14 protein-coding genes and 1 pseudogene are annotated in these 16,770 nt (G+C 43.3%); 4 read left to right on the top strand and 11 right to left on the bottom strand.

The genetic code is table 11. From position 1 onward, the window contains the following. Positions 1-187 precede the first annotated feature (187 nt). The 11 genes and pseudogenes from MgSA37_RS07515 to MgSA37_RS07460 form a co-directional block, all read right to left on the bottom strand. Positions 188-2,640, bottom strand: a pseudogene (locus tag MgSA37_RS07515) (glycoside hydrolase family 31 protein). A gap of 120 nt (positions 2,641-2,760) precedes the next feature. Continuing rightward, entirely contained in the window at positions 2,761-4,143 is a 1,383-nt protein-coding gene (locus tag MgSA37_RS07510) for an MFS transporter (protein WP_197706102.1), read from the bottom strand. Between the two features lie 135 nt (positions 4,144-4,278). Next, a complete protein-coding gene (locus MgSA37_RS07505; RefSeq protein WP_096357326.1) occupies positions 4,279-6,063 on the bottom strand; it encodes an alpha-amylase family glycosyl hydrolase in 1,785 nt (594 codons plus the stop codon). Between the two features lie 50 nt (positions 6,064-6,113). Then, positions 6,114-8,423: a glycoside hydrolase family 65 protein gene (locus MgSA37_RS07500; protein WP_096350901.1), complete on the bottom strand. Its 2,310-nt coding sequence runs from the start codon at positions 8,421-8,423 to the stop codon at positions 6,114-6,116. A gap of 134 nt (positions 8,424-8,557) precedes the next feature. After that, a complete protein-coding gene (gene pgmB, locus MgSA37_RS07495) occupies positions 8,558-9,208 on the bottom strand; it encodes a beta-phosphoglucomutase (protein ID WP_096350900.1) in 651 nt (216 codons plus the stop codon). A gap of 182 nt (positions 9,209-9,390) precedes the next feature. Continuing rightward, positions 9,391-11,241, bottom strand: a complete 1,851-nt coding sequence (locus MgSA37_RS07490) for a glycoside hydrolase family 13 protein (RefSeq protein ID WP_096350898.1) — start codon at positions 11,239-11,241, stop codon at positions 9,391-9,393. Between the two features lie 719 nt (positions 11,242-11,960). Next, positions 11,961-12,257 (bottom strand): type II toxin-antitoxin system RelE/ParE family toxin, encoded by a 297-nt coding sequence (locus MgSA37_RS29690; protein ID WP_096350895.1) that lies wholly within the window; start codon positions 12,255-12,257, stop codon positions 11,961-11,963. Continuing rightward, the gene (locus MgSA37_RS07475) at positions 12,247-12,549 is read right to left on the bottom strand and encodes a hypothetical protein (protein ID WP_197706101.1); all 303 of its coding nucleotides are present in this window, start codon (positions 12,547-12,549) and stop codon (positions 12,247-12,249) included. The genes MgSA37_RS29690 and MgSA37_RS07475 overlap by 11 nt, the downstream gene beginning before the upstream one ends. 99 nt (positions 12,550-12,648) lie before the next feature. Further along, on the bottom strand, positions 12,649-13,095 hold the full coding sequence (locus tag MgSA37_RS07470; protein ID WP_157750487.1) for a PNPOx family protein: 447 nt from the start codon (positions 13,093-13,095) through the stop codon (positions 12,649-12,651). After that, positions 13,092-13,313 (bottom strand): ferredoxin, encoded by a 222-nt coding sequence (locus MgSA37_RS07465; protein WP_096350891.1) that lies wholly within the window; start codon positions 13,311-13,313, stop codon positions 13,092-13,094. The genes MgSA37_RS07470 and MgSA37_RS07465 overlap by 4 nt, the downstream gene beginning before the upstream one ends. Continuing rightward, positions 13,306-14,553, bottom strand: a complete 1,248-nt coding sequence (locus tag MgSA37_RS07460) for a peptidase U32 family protein (RefSeq protein ID WP_096350889.1) — start codon at positions 14,551-14,553, stop codon at positions 13,306-13,308. The genes MgSA37_RS07465 and MgSA37_RS07460 overlap by 8 nt, the downstream gene beginning before the upstream one ends. A gap of 144 nt (positions 14,554-14,697) precedes the next feature. Here MgSA37_RS07460 and MgSA37_RS07455 point away from each other — a divergent pair, with 144 nt between their 5' ends. The 4 genes from MgSA37_RS07455 (at position 14,698) to MgSA37_RS07440 (ending at position 16,697) form a co-directional block, all read left to right on the top strand. Further along, a complete protein-coding gene (locus MgSA37_RS07455) occupies positions 14,698-15,135 on the top strand; it encodes an SRPBCC family protein (RefSeq protein WP_096350887.1) in 438 nt (145 codons plus the stop codon). Beyond that, positions 15,132-15,464: an ArsR/SmtB family transcription factor gene (locus tag MgSA37_RS07450; RefSeq protein WP_096350885.1), complete on the top strand. Its 333-nt coding sequence runs from the start codon at positions 15,132-15,134 to the stop codon at positions 15,462-15,464. The genes MgSA37_RS07455 and MgSA37_RS07450 overlap by 4 nt, the downstream gene beginning before the upstream one ends. Further along, entirely contained in the window at positions 15,451-15,804 is a 354-nt protein-coding gene (locus MgSA37_RS07445; RefSeq protein ID WP_096350883.1) for a VOC family protein, read from the top strand. Before MgSA37_RS07450 ends, MgSA37_RS07445 begins: the two co-directional genes overlap by 14 nt. Before the next feature lie 293 nt (positions 15,805-16,097). After that, a complete protein-coding gene (locus MgSA37_RS07440; protein WP_096350882.1) occupies positions 16,098-16,697 on the top strand; it encodes a hypothetical protein in 600 nt (199 codons plus the stop codon). The last annotated feature ends 73 nt before the right edge of the window (positions 16,698-16,770 follow it).

The following is a 16,770-nucleotide window of genomic DNA, read 5'->3' as shown; positions in this document are numbered from 1 at the left end:
AAATACAATGTTTGTGTGAAGAACCAAGAATCAAGAGCCGGGAATCAAGATTCTTTTTTTTTATTTCCTGGCTCTTTTATCTTAATTCCCGGTTCCTGGCGAAAAACTATTTCATGTGCCTTGGTCTATTTTGCCGAAGCGTCAGTCGTAGTTTCTTTCGGACTTCCGGACTTTACTGACTTCCGGACTAATCAATAACTATTTGCGTAAAATTTTTCCTTAGTTTTAATTTTAAAATTTTATCCTTATCAAAGGTAAAATCCTTAAACTCCTTATTATCGGCTATAATTCTCGTTGGTTTAAACGGCAGGCCGATAATATTAAATTCATAATTCTCATATCTCGGCGTATATAAACCTTCCATACTTTGCTGGATGGTTAATTTAGCGCGGCTGCCGTTCACTACAAATTTCTTTTCCAGATAAATATCCTGTTCATAGGCGAACGTCTCGCCATAGTCTTCAAACAGGAATGAGTTTACTTCATAATCGCTGAAATAAACATTCAGCTTCACTTCTTCAATCTCCTTTTCTCCTACATACTGCATCACCGGGTATTCAGGTATTACTGACCCTGCCTTAATAAATATCGGCATGGTTTCCAGCGGGGTTTGCACATCAATTTCCTTACCCCCTTCAATCACCAGGTTACTCCAGAAATCGTACCATTTCCCTTTTGGAAGGTAAACCTTCCGGCTTGTGGCGCCTGGTTCAAGCACCGGGCAGATCAATATTTTATCGCCGTAGGTAAACTCGTCCTGCCTGAAGTGGTTGGTGATCTCTTCCTGCTCCTGCATTACTACAGGCCTTAATATTGGAAAACCGTAGCGATGATGTTCCCAGAAGATAGAATACAGGTAGGGCAATAAACGGTATCTTAATTCGATAAATTTTCTATTGATTGATGTAAATGGTTCGCCAAAGCTCCATGGCTCACGCTCTTTGGTATCGCCGGCTGAATGCGCACGCATAAACGGCGAGAAAGTACCCATCTGGATCCAGCGTGTAAATAGTTCGCCGTCAGGCTCGCCGCTAAAACCACCGATATCAGTTCCGCAAAAAGAAATCCCCGATACCGATAAACGCTGGCACTGGATGTTCCCCAGCTTCAGATGCTCCCATGAAGCCACATTGTCACCCGTCCAAACGGATGAAAAACGCTGAACGCCTGAATAACCTGCCCGGGTAATCGTAAAAGGGCGTTTATTTTTCATTAGTTTACGCAAACCATCGTAGGTGGCCCTAACCATTTGCATACCGTAAACATTATGTGCCTTACGGTGCGAGCCCCGGTAACCATCATATTGATGCCTTACATCGTCCGGAAAAGTTCCTGCGCCAAATACAGCAGGCTCGTTCATGTCATTCCAAACACCTGCTACGCCCATTTGAACCAGTTCGTCAAACAAACCGCCCCACCACTCCCTTACTTCGGGGTTTGTAAAATCAGGGAACTGGCAACGGCCCGGCCATACATGGCCCTCCATAAAATAGTCATCGCTGCGACGGCAAAAATGACGTTTTTCTTTCCCTTCCTTAAATACCGCATAGTTATCGTCAACCCTGATTCCCGGGTCAATAATCACTACCGTTTTAAAACCATCGGCGGCTAACTCTTTGATCATCCGTTTCGGATCGCTAAAATATTTGCGGTTCCAGGTAAAGCACCTGTAGCCATCCATATAGTCAATATCAAGATAGATCCCGTCGCAGGGGATCTTATTTTCGCGAAAACCGTTGGTTATCTTTTTAACTTTTGCTTCGGGATAATAACTCCAGCGGCATTGGTGATAACCCAAAGCCCAAAGCGGAGGCATTGGGTGTGTACCTGTTAAAATATGGTAACTTTTTACCACATCCATCATATGCGGACCGTGGATATAATAATATTGCAGCTCGCCGCCGTCAGCCCAAAAACTTGTTTTGGTGGGATCTTCCGCGCCAAAATCAAAATGTGCCTTAAACGTGTTGTCGAAGAAAATGCCATGGGCAATTCCTTCATTTACGCTAATATAAAAAGGAATGCTGCGGTACAGCGGATCCTGGTTCCATGCGAAAGAATAGGCGTCAGTGTTCCAGTTTTTCAGCCTTTTACCACGAAGGTTTAATTCTGTAGGTTTATCACCGAGGCCAAAAAAACTTTCTTCGGCATGGCAGGTTTTTGTGCAAAAAACATAGTAGCCGCCAAACTTCACATTCTCTTCCCAATGCATGGGTACAGCATCTGAGCTGGTTACAAAGTCGTTGCTATCTGAAAATGATATAAAAAATCAGTTTTACGGATATGGCAATTTACGGCGCTGGTTGAAACTTTGAATTCGTTTTCATCTTCTGTGAGGGTAAAATCAATCGCTCTTTGTTCAAGCTTTGGTACCGCATACGAAAATTCGTCTAAAAAAACACTATGAGGCGCAAGCCTTACCCTGATGATCTCATTCGTAATAACAACCACTTCAACTTTGGCATCTCCGTCAGAAAAGTAGAATTTATTACCCGATTGATCCGCGCTTTTAGGCACGCCAAGATATTTTTTAATGATCGGCTTTATCCCGTCGGCAGGGTTATTAAGGTGATGGAACTCCTCCTCTTCATCAATTAATTTATTCGCTATCAGCTCCTGATTTAATATATTGTCTTCCATTAAAAATTATAAGTCTAACCCCCAAATTATACATTGTGTATCTATAACGCAATATACAACATTCCGCTTTATTAAAAACCATAATCGTGCAGCTTAAAACCGTTTATTCAACAATTTCAATCAGGGGGCCTGTATTAGTGGTGTATCTATTATTTGAATCTTTTTTCCGTCCTGCACAAATAACACCGAAACTGCGCCTAACACCATGAACCCGCCGGCCATTATTAAGCCATAAACGGCATGGTCCGAAAAAACATATTTCATCAAAAACTTTCCGCTTATCCCGCTAACAATTTGAGGCATAGTGATAAAAAGGTTGAAAATACCCATATAAACGCCTATTTTTTTTGCGGGTATTGCGCTTGATAAAATGGCGTAAGGCATAGCCAGGATACTACCCCAGGCTAATCCTATCCCTATCATTGGCAGTATGAGTACGTAATCATTTTTAATAAAAAATATCGATATCAAGCTCAGACCACCCATTATTAAAGAAAATGCATGCGTTTTTTTCCTGCTCGACCTGCGCACAATACGTGGAAGCAACAATGCATATGCCGCAGAAACAATGTTATAAACACCAAAAAGAACGCCAACCCAGTTGCCCGCTGTGTTGTAGGCATGCGAAGAAGTGTCGCCGGCTTTTATGTGATAAACGTGTTCAGCAATGGCCGGCGTAGTATATACCCACATTGAGAAAAGAGCAAACCACGAAAAAAACTGCACGATGCCCAATTGCCACATGGTTTTTGGCATACTAAACAAATCGGAAAATATTTGAACCAGTCCGCTCTTTTTTTCCTTTTCTTCCATCTCCGGCTCATGAAATTTGGCATATTCTTCCGGCGGATATTCCTTTGTTTTAATTACGGTCCATAATATAGAGCCGATGAGCGTTAAAGCACCAATGTAAAATGAAAATAACAGGTTATTTGGCACATGGCCTTTTGGCGCCGTATCTGACACGCCCAGCCAGTTGGCAAAAACATAGGGAAGCCATGAGCCTACTACCGCGCCCACGCCGATGAGGCAGGTTTGCATCGAAAAGCCATCGTTGTGCTGGCTGTCGGGCAAGTTATCAGCAACCAGGGCCCTGAAGGGTTCCATCGCGACATTAAAGGAAGCGTCCATGATCATCAGCATACCCGCGCCAACAACAATCGGCGGTATAATAGCGGCCAGCATAGATGAGTTGGGCATAAAAAGTAATGCCAGGCCTGATAAAAGCGCGCCGGTTAGGAAGAAGGGGCGCCTGCGGCCCAGCCTTGTCCAGGTACGATCGCTGTAATGACCGATAATGGGTTGAATAATCATCCCGGTTATCGGCGCAGCCAACCAAAACAGCGACAAATTCTCGACGTCAGCGCCAAAGGTTTGCAGGATCCGGCTGGCATTCCCCGTTTGCAGGGCGAAGCCGAACTGAATACCCAAAAAGCCGAAGCTCATGTTAAAGATCTGCCAAAAACTCATTCTCGGTTTTTGAACGACGCCGCTGGTTGCCATAATTTATATTTGGTTCAATAGTTTAAATTGGTTCATTAGTTCAATTGTTCACTTTGTCTGAATCAGAATTTGCAGAATTAAAGAATTTTCAGAATTCTGTTAATTCCAAAATCCTGTAAATTCTGATTCAGACAACTAAAAGCTAAGTAACATCCCGCTTGACGCCGGCAATGATACCTTAACACCTTCCGCAATATTATCCGTACTGAATTTATTGCCGCTTAACAGGTCGACAAAATCCTTTTTGCCGCTCAGGTTTAATTGCTGAAGCAGGTCATCGGGCAGTTTAACTTGTATCTGGCTTTCGCTCCGGTTAAAATTGGTAATCACTAATATACGTTGTTTATCGGTATATCGAAGGAAGATATATAAATGCTGATCAAAGCCCGGTTGTTTTTCGTTAGCGATCATCAACTCCCAAAAATCCCCCGAACTTAACGCGTCGCTAGTACGAACAATATTTAGCAGCGAACTATAAAAGCCGCGCAGTTTTTTTTGATCTTCAGACAGTTGGCCACCGTCAAACTTACCGCTGTTCATCCATTTTTGCTGTTCGGGCACACCCCAATAATCAAAAATGCTTGTTCTGCCGTCATCACCGCTGAAACCTTCACTACCCCTGGCCGGTTCGCCTACCTCCTGTCCGTTATAAATCATCACCGGCCCTGTTGAAAGCGTCGCTGTAACGATCATCCCCGGCACGGCCAGCCATGGGTTGCCTGCAAATTGTGCAGATGCAATGCGCTGCTCATCATGGTTTTCCATAAAGCGCAGCATGTGTTGATCAATACCTTTGGAATCCCGGTTCCAAACCTGGTTTATGTCCCAGGTTGTTGCGTGCGGATCATTGCAGGTTAGCCGCCTGATGGCGTCGTATAAACCTACCTTATCGTACAGGTAATCAAATTTCCCGGTGTTGATGTATTTCGAATAGAGATCGACATTATATGCTTCGCCAATAAAGATCACGTCAGGATGTTCCGCTTTCAGTTTTGGTATTACCCAGCCCCAAAACTCAAAAGGCACCATCTCCACCATATCGCACCTGAAACCATCCACCCCTTTTGCGCTCCAGAATTTCAGGATATCATAAATCTTATTCCAAAGCGGCGGGATAGGATCAAAATGCGGCGTGCGGCCGTTCCGGTAATCCACGCCGTAGTTCAGTTTCATGGTTTCAAACCAATCGTTTATGCCTGGTGCAGCGGTAAAAACATCATTCCCGGTAGCCTTTGCGGGATTTTCATCAAAATGACCGTCCTTTAGCGGGCTTTTGAATTCGTCGCCACCGGGGTTATACCCGGGAGGAACAACAAAAGGATGCCCCGGCATATAATAGAAATCGTTTTTAGCATCAAAAGCTTTTGACTTATCATCATCCTGGCCAAAATCATGCACACCGGCCGGTTTTACATCCGAGGCATAAGTGCGTGCCACATGGTTGGGCACCAGGTCCATGATTACCTTAAGGCCATTTTTGTGAGTGCGATCTATCAGGGCCTGGTATTCTGTCATCCTGCTTTTAACGTCAACCGCCAGGTCGGGGTCAACATCATAATAGTCTTTAATCGCATAAGGCGAGCCTGCCCTCCCCTTTACAATATCCGGATCATCTGCCTTTATACCATAGGACGAATAATCCGTCATGGTGGCATGTTCAATTACCCCGGTAAACCAAACATGGGTAAAGCCCATTTTTTTTATTTCAAGCAGGGCCTTATCAGTGATATCGTTAAACTTCCCGGAACCGTTCTCGTTAATGGACCCATAATATTTATTCAGGGTTTTTGTATTGCCAAAATACCGGGGAAGCAGTTGATAGATAACTAATTTATGGTTTTGGGACGATTGTTCCATTGCTCTTTTTTGTGCTGATTGCGGTGCCTGGGAAAATAAATAGTCAGGCATCAATAATGCCATGATGATACAAAAAATACCGGAGATTTTTCCATGCAACATTTTACGATCAATTACGCCTCAACCAATAATTCGTCATCCGGCTTTACCAGTTGCTCTTTATCATAAACCCAAACGGTAGTTTCGCTGCCGGATAGATTTTTGATCTGCACACCGTCTTTGCTCACTTTTATATTGAGCAAAGCGCCGCGGAAGCCGATATGGAACGAGAATGAACGCCATTTGCCCGGCAGGAACGGCTGGAATGATAATTTACCATCCTTAACCCTCATCCCGCCAAAACCTTCAATCACCGACATCCACGTACCCGCCATCGAGGTAATGTGGCAGCCATCTTCGGTGTCGTTGTTATAATCATCAAGGTCAAGCCTTGAGGTACGCAGGTAAAATTCATAGGCCCTCGCTTCATCGCCCAGTTTGGCAGCCAATATAGCGTGCACACAAGGTGAAAGCGAAGATTCGTGTACGGTTCGCGGCTCGTAAAAATCAAAGTTCCTGCGGATAGTATCCAGGTCGTACTGATCCTCAAAAAAGTAAATACCCTGCAAAACGTCGGCCTGTTTTATGTAGCACGAACGCAGGATCCTGTCCCAGCTCCATTTCTGGTTAATAGGCCTTTCAGTTGCCGGCAGGTCCTTTACTAAAATCTGTTCCTTATCAAGGTAGCCATCCTGCTGTAAAAATACCCGCTCCTTTTCGTCATAAGGAAAATACATTTTGGCGACGATATCCTTAAATTTAGCGGTTTCTTCCGCTTCGTTAAAGTTGATTTTACTTACCAGGGCCGCATATTTTGCCGGCGCTGCCTGCTTTACCTTTTCAACAGCGTCCATTGCATACTGCATGCACCAGGTAGCCTGTTTATTGGTATACCAGTTATTATTTACATTGTTTTCATATTCGTTCGGCCCGGTTACACCCAGCATCACATATTGCTGTTTATCAGCCGACCAATTAACCCGCTGCGACCAAAAACGTGCAATCGCTATCAATACTTCAAGGCCATAATCAGCGAGATAAGCCTCATCAGCGGTGTATCTTACATAATTGAATATGGCATAGGCAATGGCTCCATTACGGTGTATTTCTTCGAAAGTGATCTCCCATTCGTTATGACATTCCGTACCGTCCATGGTTACCATCGGGTAAAGCGCTGCTCCATTTTTAAAACCAAGCAGTTTTGCATTGTCAATAGCTTTACCCAATTGTTTATAACGGTAAAGCAGCAGGTTTTTAGTTACTTTCTGATCGGCAGTAGAGAGATAGAAAGGCACACAATACGCCTCGGTGTCCCAATAGGTTGAACCGCCATATTTTTCGCCGGTAAAACCTTTAGGGCCGATATTTAAGCGATCATCCTCGCCGGTATACGTTTGATTAAGCTGAAAAATATTAAAACGGATAGCCTGCTGCGCTGCGGCATCCCCTTCAATAATGATATCGTTATGCTTCCATTTCCCGCTCCAGGCTTCCGCCTGTTCGGCCAGCATGGTTTCAAACCCTTTTTTACGGATGCGGGTTAATGTCTGTTTCAAATTAACTGAAAGCTCAGCGGCGGGGTAGTTCTGTGAAGAAAGATTTGCTGCATACTTGATTACTGAGGCACTTTCTCCCTGTTTTACAGTTAATTCGACCTTCGCTGCGACATATTTTTCCTTTTCAAAAGTGGTGGAAAAAAGATGTACCGGTACTGTATTTTGCAGGATTGTAAAAAGCATGCCTGTGGCAACTTCAAACCCAGTCTTTTTAGTGCGAAGCTGGATATAACCCCCATCGCCCCATATTTCTTTTTTTACTTCATCCCAAAATTTCTCGTCGTAATTGGAATCTTTATTTGCGATATCTCCGTCAATAAAGGGAGTAAGGGTTATTTTGCCGCTAAAATTAACCGGGGAGATGGTGTATTTAATGGCGCCCGTTTCATCGTCTGCCATGCTGCAAAAACGGACAGTTTCAACATCAACCATTTTACCGGCAGTTGTTTTTGCCGTGAAAGTTCTTTTAAGGTAACCCTCCTTCATATTCAATTCGCGGCTAAAACTGCTTACCTGGCACTTTGCCAAATCCAACTGTTCGCCGTCAATAAGTACGTCAATCCCGATCCAGTTAGCGGCATTTAATACCTTGGCAAAATATTCAGGATAGCCGTTTTTCCACCACCCTACCCGGGTTTTATCGGGATAATATACTCCCGCTACATAGTTTCCCTGCAACGTATCGCCGCTGTAGGCTTCTTCAAAATTCGCCCGCTGGCCCATACGGCCGTTACCCAGGCTGAAAATACTTTCGGATATTTTATTATGTTGCGGATTAAAGCCACGTTCTATGATTTTCCACTCATCAACTTCGATGTATTCCTTCATTATAATTGTAATAATATTTTCAATTTTTTTAGCCTCACCTAAACGGCGAAGCCTTCACTTATCCTCTCCCATGGAGAGGACTTTAATTTCGCTTTTTGCTAAAATCCTATCCTTGGGAAAGGGGTAGGTGAGGCTTAAAGCGTATTTAGCTTTTCTAAACTCATTTCATTTAAACCGCTAATCACCAGGTCGGCTTTTCCGAGCACATCCGGCGAACCGATCCCAACCGACTTCATGCCTCCGTTTATGGCGGCTTCGATACCTGCTATGGCATCTTCAAATACCACACATTCTGCAGGGGGAACGTTTAATGCTTCGGCGCCCTTTAAAAAGACTTCAGGGTCAGGCTTGGCTTTACTCACTTTGTTGCCGTCAATAACCGCGTCAAACAGGTTGGTTATCCCCACTTTCTCCAGTATCATGCCGCTGTTTTTGCTTGCGGAACCCAGGGCAATCTTTAAACCGGCTTCCCTGCAGGCCTCTACAAACTCTTTTGCCCCGGGCAAAATTTCGGCCGGTGTCATGTGGCTGATCATATCCACATACCATGCATTCTTTTTCGTCGCCAGCTCCTCCTGTTCGGCTTTTGTTTTGGCAATGCCACCCCATTGCAGGATCAGTTCAAGCGACCGCACACGGCTGACGCCTTTCAGCTTTTCGTTAGCTTCTTCCGAAAAATCAAAACCCAGTTCATTTGCCAGTCGCTTCCAGGCTTTATAATGATAAACCGCAGTATCAACAATCACTCCATCCAGGTCAAAAATACAGGCCTTAATTATACTCATATATGATTCGCAAATTTAATTAATTAGGTATTAGTTGATTACGTGCCGCGCACTACTACTTATTTTTATCAATTCCATAAATAATCAATCCAAAACACCTTTATCATTGATAATTCCTTAAAATCAGGGGTCTATGTAAATAATAATTTCACTTATACGCCTGATTTTTAGACTTTATCCGCTTATTTGATCAACTCCAATACCAGGGTTGACTTCCCCGGGATTGTTAAGTTCGCCACATTTACCACCTCATCCGTAATAACGTTTTTTGCCGTTTTAGCGCCGTTTATCCGTTCGGCATATCTTGTAGTTGTTGTCGCCTGCTCTTTGTCCCTGCTATTGTAAACTATCATCACTGTTTTTTTGTCATCGTACCTGAAATACACATAGATGCCGTTCTCCGGAATATATTGCATCAGCTTGCCTGTTTGTAATGCGGTGGTATTTTTACGATAGTTGGCCAGTTTACGCACATAGTTAAATGCTTCATTTTCAGCATTATTACGGCCGGCGGCGGTAAACTTATTTAACTTATCCCCTTTCCATCCACCCGGAAAGTCCGAACGAACCAGGCCATCCGGATTTGAAAAATTCTTCATCAGTATTTCATCACCATAATACATTTGCGGTACTCCGCGCATCGTCATCAGCATTGCCATGCCCGATCTGTATTTATTCATATCCTCACCCACCACCGAAAGAAAACGGCTCATGTCGTGGTTATCAAGGAAGATGGTATTTTTTGTAGCATCCTTGTACAGGAAATCCTGTGCCATAACAGCATAAAGGCGGTTTACACCTTCGGTCCATCCTTCATTGGCATTCAACGCATCGTAAACGGCCTCTTTCCACACACCGTCAGTTACACCGGGCAAGTGCGTATCAAATCCGCGGTTAACCGTATTACCTTCGGTAAAAAAAGCCTGGTTTGCCGCTGACCATACCAGCGTTTCGCCAAATATGGAAAAATGCGGAAACTCATTCTTTACATCCACCGCCCATTTTGACATATAAACCGGGTCGTTATAAGGGTAAGTGTCAAGCCTGAAGCCGTCAACCCCGGCATATTCAACCCACCAGATATGGTTTTGCGTTAAAAAATTCTGCACATACGGATTATTTTCGTTCATATCGGCCATACGCTGGTCAAACCAACCGTCGAGCATTTGCTTGCGGTCGGCAGGTGATGCGTGCGGGTCCATCACCGCAGCGTCCCTGAAATTCGATTTGGTGTATTTTGGCCACTGGTGTACCCAGCTTTTCATCGGCATATCGCTGATGGTATAGCCTTCGGTTCCCGCATGGTTATGCACAAGGTCCATTACCACTTTCATACCCATGGCGTGGCACTTTTCGACAAACTGTTTATAAAGCGCATTGGTGCCGTAACGAGGATCTATTTTGTAATGATCGGTAACAGCGTACCCATGATAAGAGGCGTGAGGTTCGTCATTTTCAACGGCCGGCGTTAGCCAGATGGCCGTTACCCCCAGGTCCTTCAGGTAATCAAGGTGATCCATCACCCCTTGTATATCTCCGCCGTGGCGGCCGAACATGGCGTCGCGGTGGATCCCTTGTTCGCGCATATTAGCGAATGAATCGTTGGAGGTATCGCCATTTGAAAAGCGATCAGGCATGATCAGGTAGATCAGGTCTTTATCGGTCACACCCTGGGCACGGCCCGAAGATGCATCGCGTTTTTTCAGGTCGTAGTTGTATGTTATAACCTTTTCGCCTGCTTTTTTAAATTTTATCGGGAACGTTCCCGGTACTGTACCTGAAAAAATGCGTAAATCGATGAATAAGTAATCAGGATTTTCAACTTTATGCACTGCAACCACCTTTACTCCGGGGTAGCTGAGCTCCACTTTGCGGGAGGCAATATGGTCGCCGTGGACGATCAGCTGCAGGTTGGGATTATGCATACCTACCCACCAAAACATGGGCTCTACGCGTTCCAGGGCAGGAATTTGCGCGAATGTGCCCATCGCCAGCAACAGGCAGCAGGCTGTAAAAAGTAAGGTTTTTTTCATATCAGGTTCTCTCTGAAAAATAATTGGGCGGCTTCAATTCTCCTTATCAACCGCGTGTCAAATTTAAAATAAAATTGATAGGATAAAGGAAAAAATTAAAATGTTTGTAGGTTGGAGTTGGGGAAGTCCGAAAGTCGGGAAAGTCCGGAAGAAAATTCAGTGTTATCAATGTGCAACTTATTTCGGTATATGACCGATACTGTCATTCAACATCACCAAAACACCGATAATCGCTGTTGCAAAAAAAGGAACGTACAAATAAAAAAGGAACTTGTTATAATTGGAGTTATAATTCGTCGCCATTTTCAGTACTTCCTTTTCGCAAGCGAATGCAATAATCCCGTGAAATACCGTGACAGTTCCTAATATTACTCTTAACCAGGCCCATGCCAAATGAGGAAAAAAATAATTAATAATGATGTATTCGGTCATCACATTTATTACTGCACATAAGCTCCTGGTTGATCGGTCACGAATACTGTTACCGGGATCAGATTTCGACATCAAAATCCTAAAGCAGCTAACATTTAAGTAAAAGATTATCCTTTTTAATATGCTGGCTTTAGTAATTGTTTCTAAAGGCTTGGTTTCTTCCATTTTTATTTAACAGCGACAATTGATCAGGCATACCAAGGTAAATCAAATAAACGGATTTAGCAATAAGTCGGATATTTCGTGTCACAACGTAGCAGGTCACTTTTAAACCGCAGGCATTTTTTTTATAAGTTTGGCCGCTTTTGGGGATTTCTTTTACTGTGGAAGCAAGAAAGTACTCTGACAGTGTTATTTGTTTCGTTGATTACAAAATAGAGCAAATACGGGAATTTTTTAATTTTTATAGCCCTGATATTTTTGTATCGTATTCTTAAAAATGGGTCATTTTCTAAAACACCATAAGTGATCTTTAATATGGTTATGAAGTTTAGTGGTGCATCTATGCTGTACAGCGCATAGTATTCAATCGCATTTTCTATTTCTTTTTGAGCCCTGGGCGAAACAATAATGCTATAAGCCATATTTTTTATTGAGCAGGTTTATAGATTCCCCGGCAGTAAGATAAGTTTTCTCGTCTTCCTTTAACCGTTCATCCAAAACGCCTTTCATTTCTGTTGTAAGCTCAAAATCGTCTTCATCTTCTTCCACTATAATAGTAATTGGTTTTGATTTAAATGTAGCTTTAATCGAATCTAAAATATCAGAATTTAGCTCTTGAGCAGATGTTAAATGATATGTCGTGTACATTATATTTTTATTTAGTTGTTTTTTAAAACGCCCTGTGCTTAGTTTATAAATATCAAATTTAAGCATTATTATCTTGATTATTAAAAAGTATACACGACAGCCGAAATTCCCAGTTTGGTGACGAGGTTTGAAACAACAGAAAGAAATTTCACTTTAATTGCGACTTCAAATTTCAACAACTTCGAACTTTCCCTCCCTGTCCCAGGCAATCTTTTTCCCGAAACCTTTGCTGCTGTCGGTCATTTTGATATGGTTGATCTGAATGGTCCAGATCTCGCCCTGCATTGCTAATGCCATCGGATGTTCTTTATGATAGTTAGCCGAGGCATGGGCAGCTAAAGGATGATCGCCTGCTAAAAGTTCGCCTTCAAATTGTATGCCCTGCACCAATAGGGTTTTTAATTTATCGGGCAATATCGTTCCGGCGACAAACGGGTTTTGCTTAATCAGTTTTGAATGCCGGGTGTCCGCCGATGATTTAAAATAAAGCAGGCCCAGCTCGCTGTTAAAGGCATAAAAGCAGTTAAAGCAATAAGGTTTGTTGTTCCCGTTGATGCAGCTGATGGTGGCGCAGGTTTGCCTGCGGGCAAATTTGATAATATCTTCGTTCATAATACTTTTATAATGTTTACCGGGCAGGCTTTCGCTACGTCGCGGCTTTGCTGCAGGTGACATTCACTTACCGAAATTATATAGGTATCTCTCTTTTCCTGCGACCGCAATAAGGTGGCTTTCCCGTCCTTCATGGACATGCGCCATAACTCGGGCTGCAGTTCAAAGCAGATATTGCAGCCAATACATTTATTGCGGTAATGAATAATTTTAGCCATTTGCAGCCTCCACTATCTTATACAGTTTATCCTGCCGGCCTACTTTTATGCCGAATGGAATGGTGATCTTGTCGCCTTTAACCGCTTCAGTACCTACCCTACCGTTTATAACCAGTTTTTGGGCTTTTTCTTTAACCATTCCGCAAAGCGGACCGGTAATCATCAGGGTATCGCCGGGTTTTATACTACCCGTTTCAACAGTAAATTCGGCAATACCTGTTTTAGGATAGTAATTACTGCCTTTGCCAACGTATATCTTCTTTTCGGTAGCCGCCGAACCCGGCTGGCTTGTCCATTCGCCCAGTTTGTGGCCTAAATAATAGCCCTCCCAAAACCCCCGGTTGTAAACAGTGGATAGTCGCCTCAGCCAGGCCTCAATTTTATCGGCAGTATAGTTCCCGCTTTCAAGGGCATCCAATGCTTCCCGGTAGCATTGGGTGGTTACATGCACATAGTCGGCGCCTTTGCTCCTGCCTTCAATTTTCAATACATCTACACCACATCTGATGATCTGATCAAGTACACCAATCGTACACAGATCTTTCGGCGACATAATATATTCATTATCTATCAGCAGTTCTTCCTGCGTTTCGGCATCTTTCACCAAATAAGGGCGACGGCAATTTTGCGTGCAGGCACCCCGGTTGGCCGAAGCATTTTGCGTATGCAGGCTCATATAACACTTGCCGGAAACGGCCATACATAAAGCGCCGTGAATAAATACTTCTATTTTGACCAGGTCGCCGGACACTCCTTTAATGCCCTTTCGCCTTACCTCGTTACAAATATCATGTACCTGTTTAAGGGTAAGTTCACGTGCCAGCACAATAACATCGGCAAAGCGCGAAAAAAACTGTACGGCTTCGATATTGCTCACATTGGCCTGGGTTGAGATGTGAAGGGGTATCCCCATCTGGCTGCACTGTTCAATTACCGCGAAATCAGATGCGATAACAGCATCTATGCCGTGTTTTTTTACTTCCGTTAAAATACTGCGCAGTAATTGCAGGTCGTGCCCGTAAATGATAGTGTTTAGTGTTAAATAAGCTTTTATATTATTTACCCTGGCAATATCTGCCACCCTTGCAATATCATCTACGCCAAAGGAATTAACGGATTTGGCCCGCATATTCAGCTGTTCTACCCCGAAGTAAACTGCATCAGCTCCGGCATTTATCGCAGCTTGTAAGCTATCAAATGAGCCAGCGGGCGACAGCAGTTCAATATTGTTCTTTTTCAATACCAGTTATTTTTAACGCGGCGAAATTATGCAATGTTTAGCGCCGGAAATATGACCGGCATCACAAGTCGGGATAAAACTTTAATAAAATTTGCGTAACCCAAAAGTTACGCATACATTTACGTAACCTTAAAGTTACACGTTATGCAACGCGACCTTGTTATTAAATGGTACCTGCCTCACCCGCCCGAAAAGGTATGGGAGTGCATTACCAATCCTGAACTTTTGAGCCGGTGGTTAATGAAAAATGATTTTAAGCCATCGGTGGGCCATCGCTTTAACTTCTATACCAAACCTATCCCTAAAATGGGCTTTGATGGTATTGTTTATTGCGAGGTAATGGAGATCATCCCAAACCAAAAACTGGTTTACACATGGAAAGGCGGTCCGCAGCCGGGTGTCATCAGCCTGGATACATTACTAACGTGGACATTGACCCCTGATGCCGGCGGCACCCGCCTGGTGCTTGAGCACACCGGGTTTAAAGGCTGGAAAAATTACCTTACCAGTATATTTATGGGGACAGGATGGAAGAAGCATATTACCCGGCGTTTTTTAAGTATTTTAAATGACATGACATGAGAGCAACCATGGACACTTTCCAGGCGATTGCCGACCCGAGCAGACGCGGGATACTGATGCTGCTGACAAAAGATAAATTATCCATTAATGCACTTGCCGGCAATTTTGAAATGAGCCGCCCGGCAGTATCCAAACATGTAAAAGTGCTTTATGAAGCAGGCCTGATCCTGATCAACGACCAGGGACGAGAACGTTATTGCGAATTAAAGCCCGAAGGCTTTGACGAAATAAAAAACTGGCTTATCTTTTTCGACAATTTCTGGAAAGACAAACTGCATAACCTCGAGCATTTATTAAACCAAATAAACCCTAATAATGAAATCGATTGAAATTATCTCTATCCCCGTTACCGACCAGCAACGGTCAAAGGAATTTTATGTAAAACTTGGCTTCACTATTTTAGCCGAAACACCCACCGGCGATGGCCAAACCTGGGTACAACTGGGTTTTAACGGGCACGATACCTCCGTCACCCTGGTCACCTGGTTTCCGCAAATGCCACCAGGAAGTATACATGGCTTTGTTATTAAAACCGATAGCCTTGAGCAGGATGTTGAAGAATTTACTGCAAAAGGCATCCATGTGGGACGAATCGACGAGACCCCGTGGGGCAAATTTATGGCGGTTAAAGACCCTGACGGGAACGTGCTGAGTTTCCACCAGTCCTGAGGCGGTTTTTGGGATTTGAAGACCTGATACGCTATGCACTTATTATAGGGTACCCTTCAAATCCCTCAAATTTTTTTCATTATGATGCATTGCGCTTCTGCATACTGATTCCTGCATCCGCTCGCCCGCGGCCCGGCCTAATATATATTTATCAAACCAGTTCTTCATGATATAATATCCCATCATAAATAAAAAATATTATTAATACCTGAACATTTTATTCGCTGCTGTCGTAAAAGCAAGCATTACAAAGATAAATTGAAGCCAATGAGGCTTTTACAACAATCAATAAAATGAAAACCAGGATATCAGCAATTATCATCATTGCAGCACTTTATTTTTCGTCATGCCATAAAGAAGCTTCTGTAAACCCGTTTATAGCAACTACCCAGGGCACACAACAGTTACCGTCAACAACCATTGTGCTGAACCAGGACACTTCAGGCAAAAAAGCCGATAGTACCAAGGGATACATTTGCGTTAAATTAGCGAAAGATTCTATCAATACCGATGGATTGATGATTTCCTTTAATCCAAAATCAACAGCAGCTTATTCCGGCGCGGAAGACGCCCGTTTTATGCAGGGATTCGGGATAGTAAGTTTTTCAAGCCTGTCAAGCGATAATGTACCTTTATCTATTAATACATTACCCATGGCAAGCCACGGAACAAGTGTAAAATTGGTGGTAAACGCCACTAAAAAAGGAGAGTATAAATTATCCATCACCAAAATACAGGCAATTCCGGCAAATTATGATATATGGCTGATAGACAAATTTAAAAAGGATTCACTGGATTTTCGCCACTATCCTTCTTATTTGTTTAACATGACCACAGATACCAATTCATACGGAAGCAACCGGTTTACCCTGGTTACCCGCCTGCACCACTAGGATCCCTCCATAAAATTAAAATAACAACAGGATTGCCTTAACAAAGGGTGATCCTGTTTTTATTTAAAACAAT

This window comes from Mucilaginibacter gotjawali (genome assembly GCF_002355435.1).
In the GTDB taxonomy this organism is placed as follows: Bacteria; Bacteroidota; Bacteroidia; order Sphingobacteriales; family Sphingobacteriaceae; genus Mucilaginibacter; species Mucilaginibacter gotjawali.
Note: the sequence above shows the minus strand (reverse complement) of the source record. Positions and strands in the feature narration are given on the sequence as shown.

Excerpts from the sequence above, each read along its gene's own strand:
- MgSA37_RS07455 (WP_096350887.1), top strand. The coding sequence starts at position 14,698 with ATGCAACGCGACCTTGTTATTAAATGGTACCTGCCTCACCCGCCCGAA.
- pgmB (WP_096350900.1), bottom strand. The coding sequence starts at position 9,208 with ATGAGTATAATTAAGGCCTGTATTTTTGACCTGGATGGAGTGATTGTT.
- MgSA37_RS07450 (WP_096350885.1), top strand. The coding sequence starts at position 15,132 with ATGAGAGCAACCATGGACACTTTCCAGGCGATTGCCGACCCGAGCAGA.
- MgSA37_RS29690 (WP_096350895.1), bottom strand. The coding sequence starts at position 12,257 with ATGGCTTATAGCATTATTGTTTCGCCCAGGGCTCAAAAAGAAATAGAA.
- MgSA37_RS07445 (WP_096350883.1), top strand. The coding sequence starts at position 15,451 with ATGAAATCGATTGAAATTATCTCTATCCCCGTTACCGACCAGCAACGG.
- MgSA37_RS07510 (WP_197706102.1), bottom strand. The coding sequence starts at position 4,143 with ATGGCAACCAGCGGCGTCGTTCAAAAACCGAGAATGAGTTTTTGGCAG.
- MgSA37_RS07470 (WP_157750487.1), bottom strand. The coding sequence starts at position 13,095 with ATGAACGAAGATATTATCAAATTTGCCCGCAGGCAAACCTGCGCCACC.
- MgSA37_RS07465 (WP_096350891.1), bottom strand. The coding sequence starts at position 13,313 with ATGGCTAAAATTATTCATTACCGCAATAAATGTATTGGCTGCAATATC.
- MgSA37_RS07500 (WP_096350901.1), bottom strand. The coding sequence starts at position 8,423 with ATGAAGGAATACATCGAAGTTGATGAGTGGAAAATCATAGAACGTGGC.
- MgSA37_RS07440 (WP_096350882.1), top strand. The coding sequence starts at position 16,098 with ATGAAAACCAGGATATCAGCAATTATCATCATTGCAGCACTTTATTTT.
- MgSA37_RS07490 (WP_096350898.1), bottom strand. The coding sequence starts at position 11,241 with ATGAAAAAAACCTTACTTTTTACAGCCTGCTGCCTGTTGCTGGCGATG.
- MgSA37_RS07505 (WP_096357326.1), bottom strand. The coding sequence starts at position 6,063 with ATGGCATTATTGATGCCTGACTATTTATTTTCCCAGGCACCGCAATCA.
- MgSA37_RS07475 (WP_197706101.1), bottom strand. The coding sequence starts at position 12,549 with ATGCTTAAATTTGATATTTATAAACTAAGCACAGGGCGTTTTAAAAAA.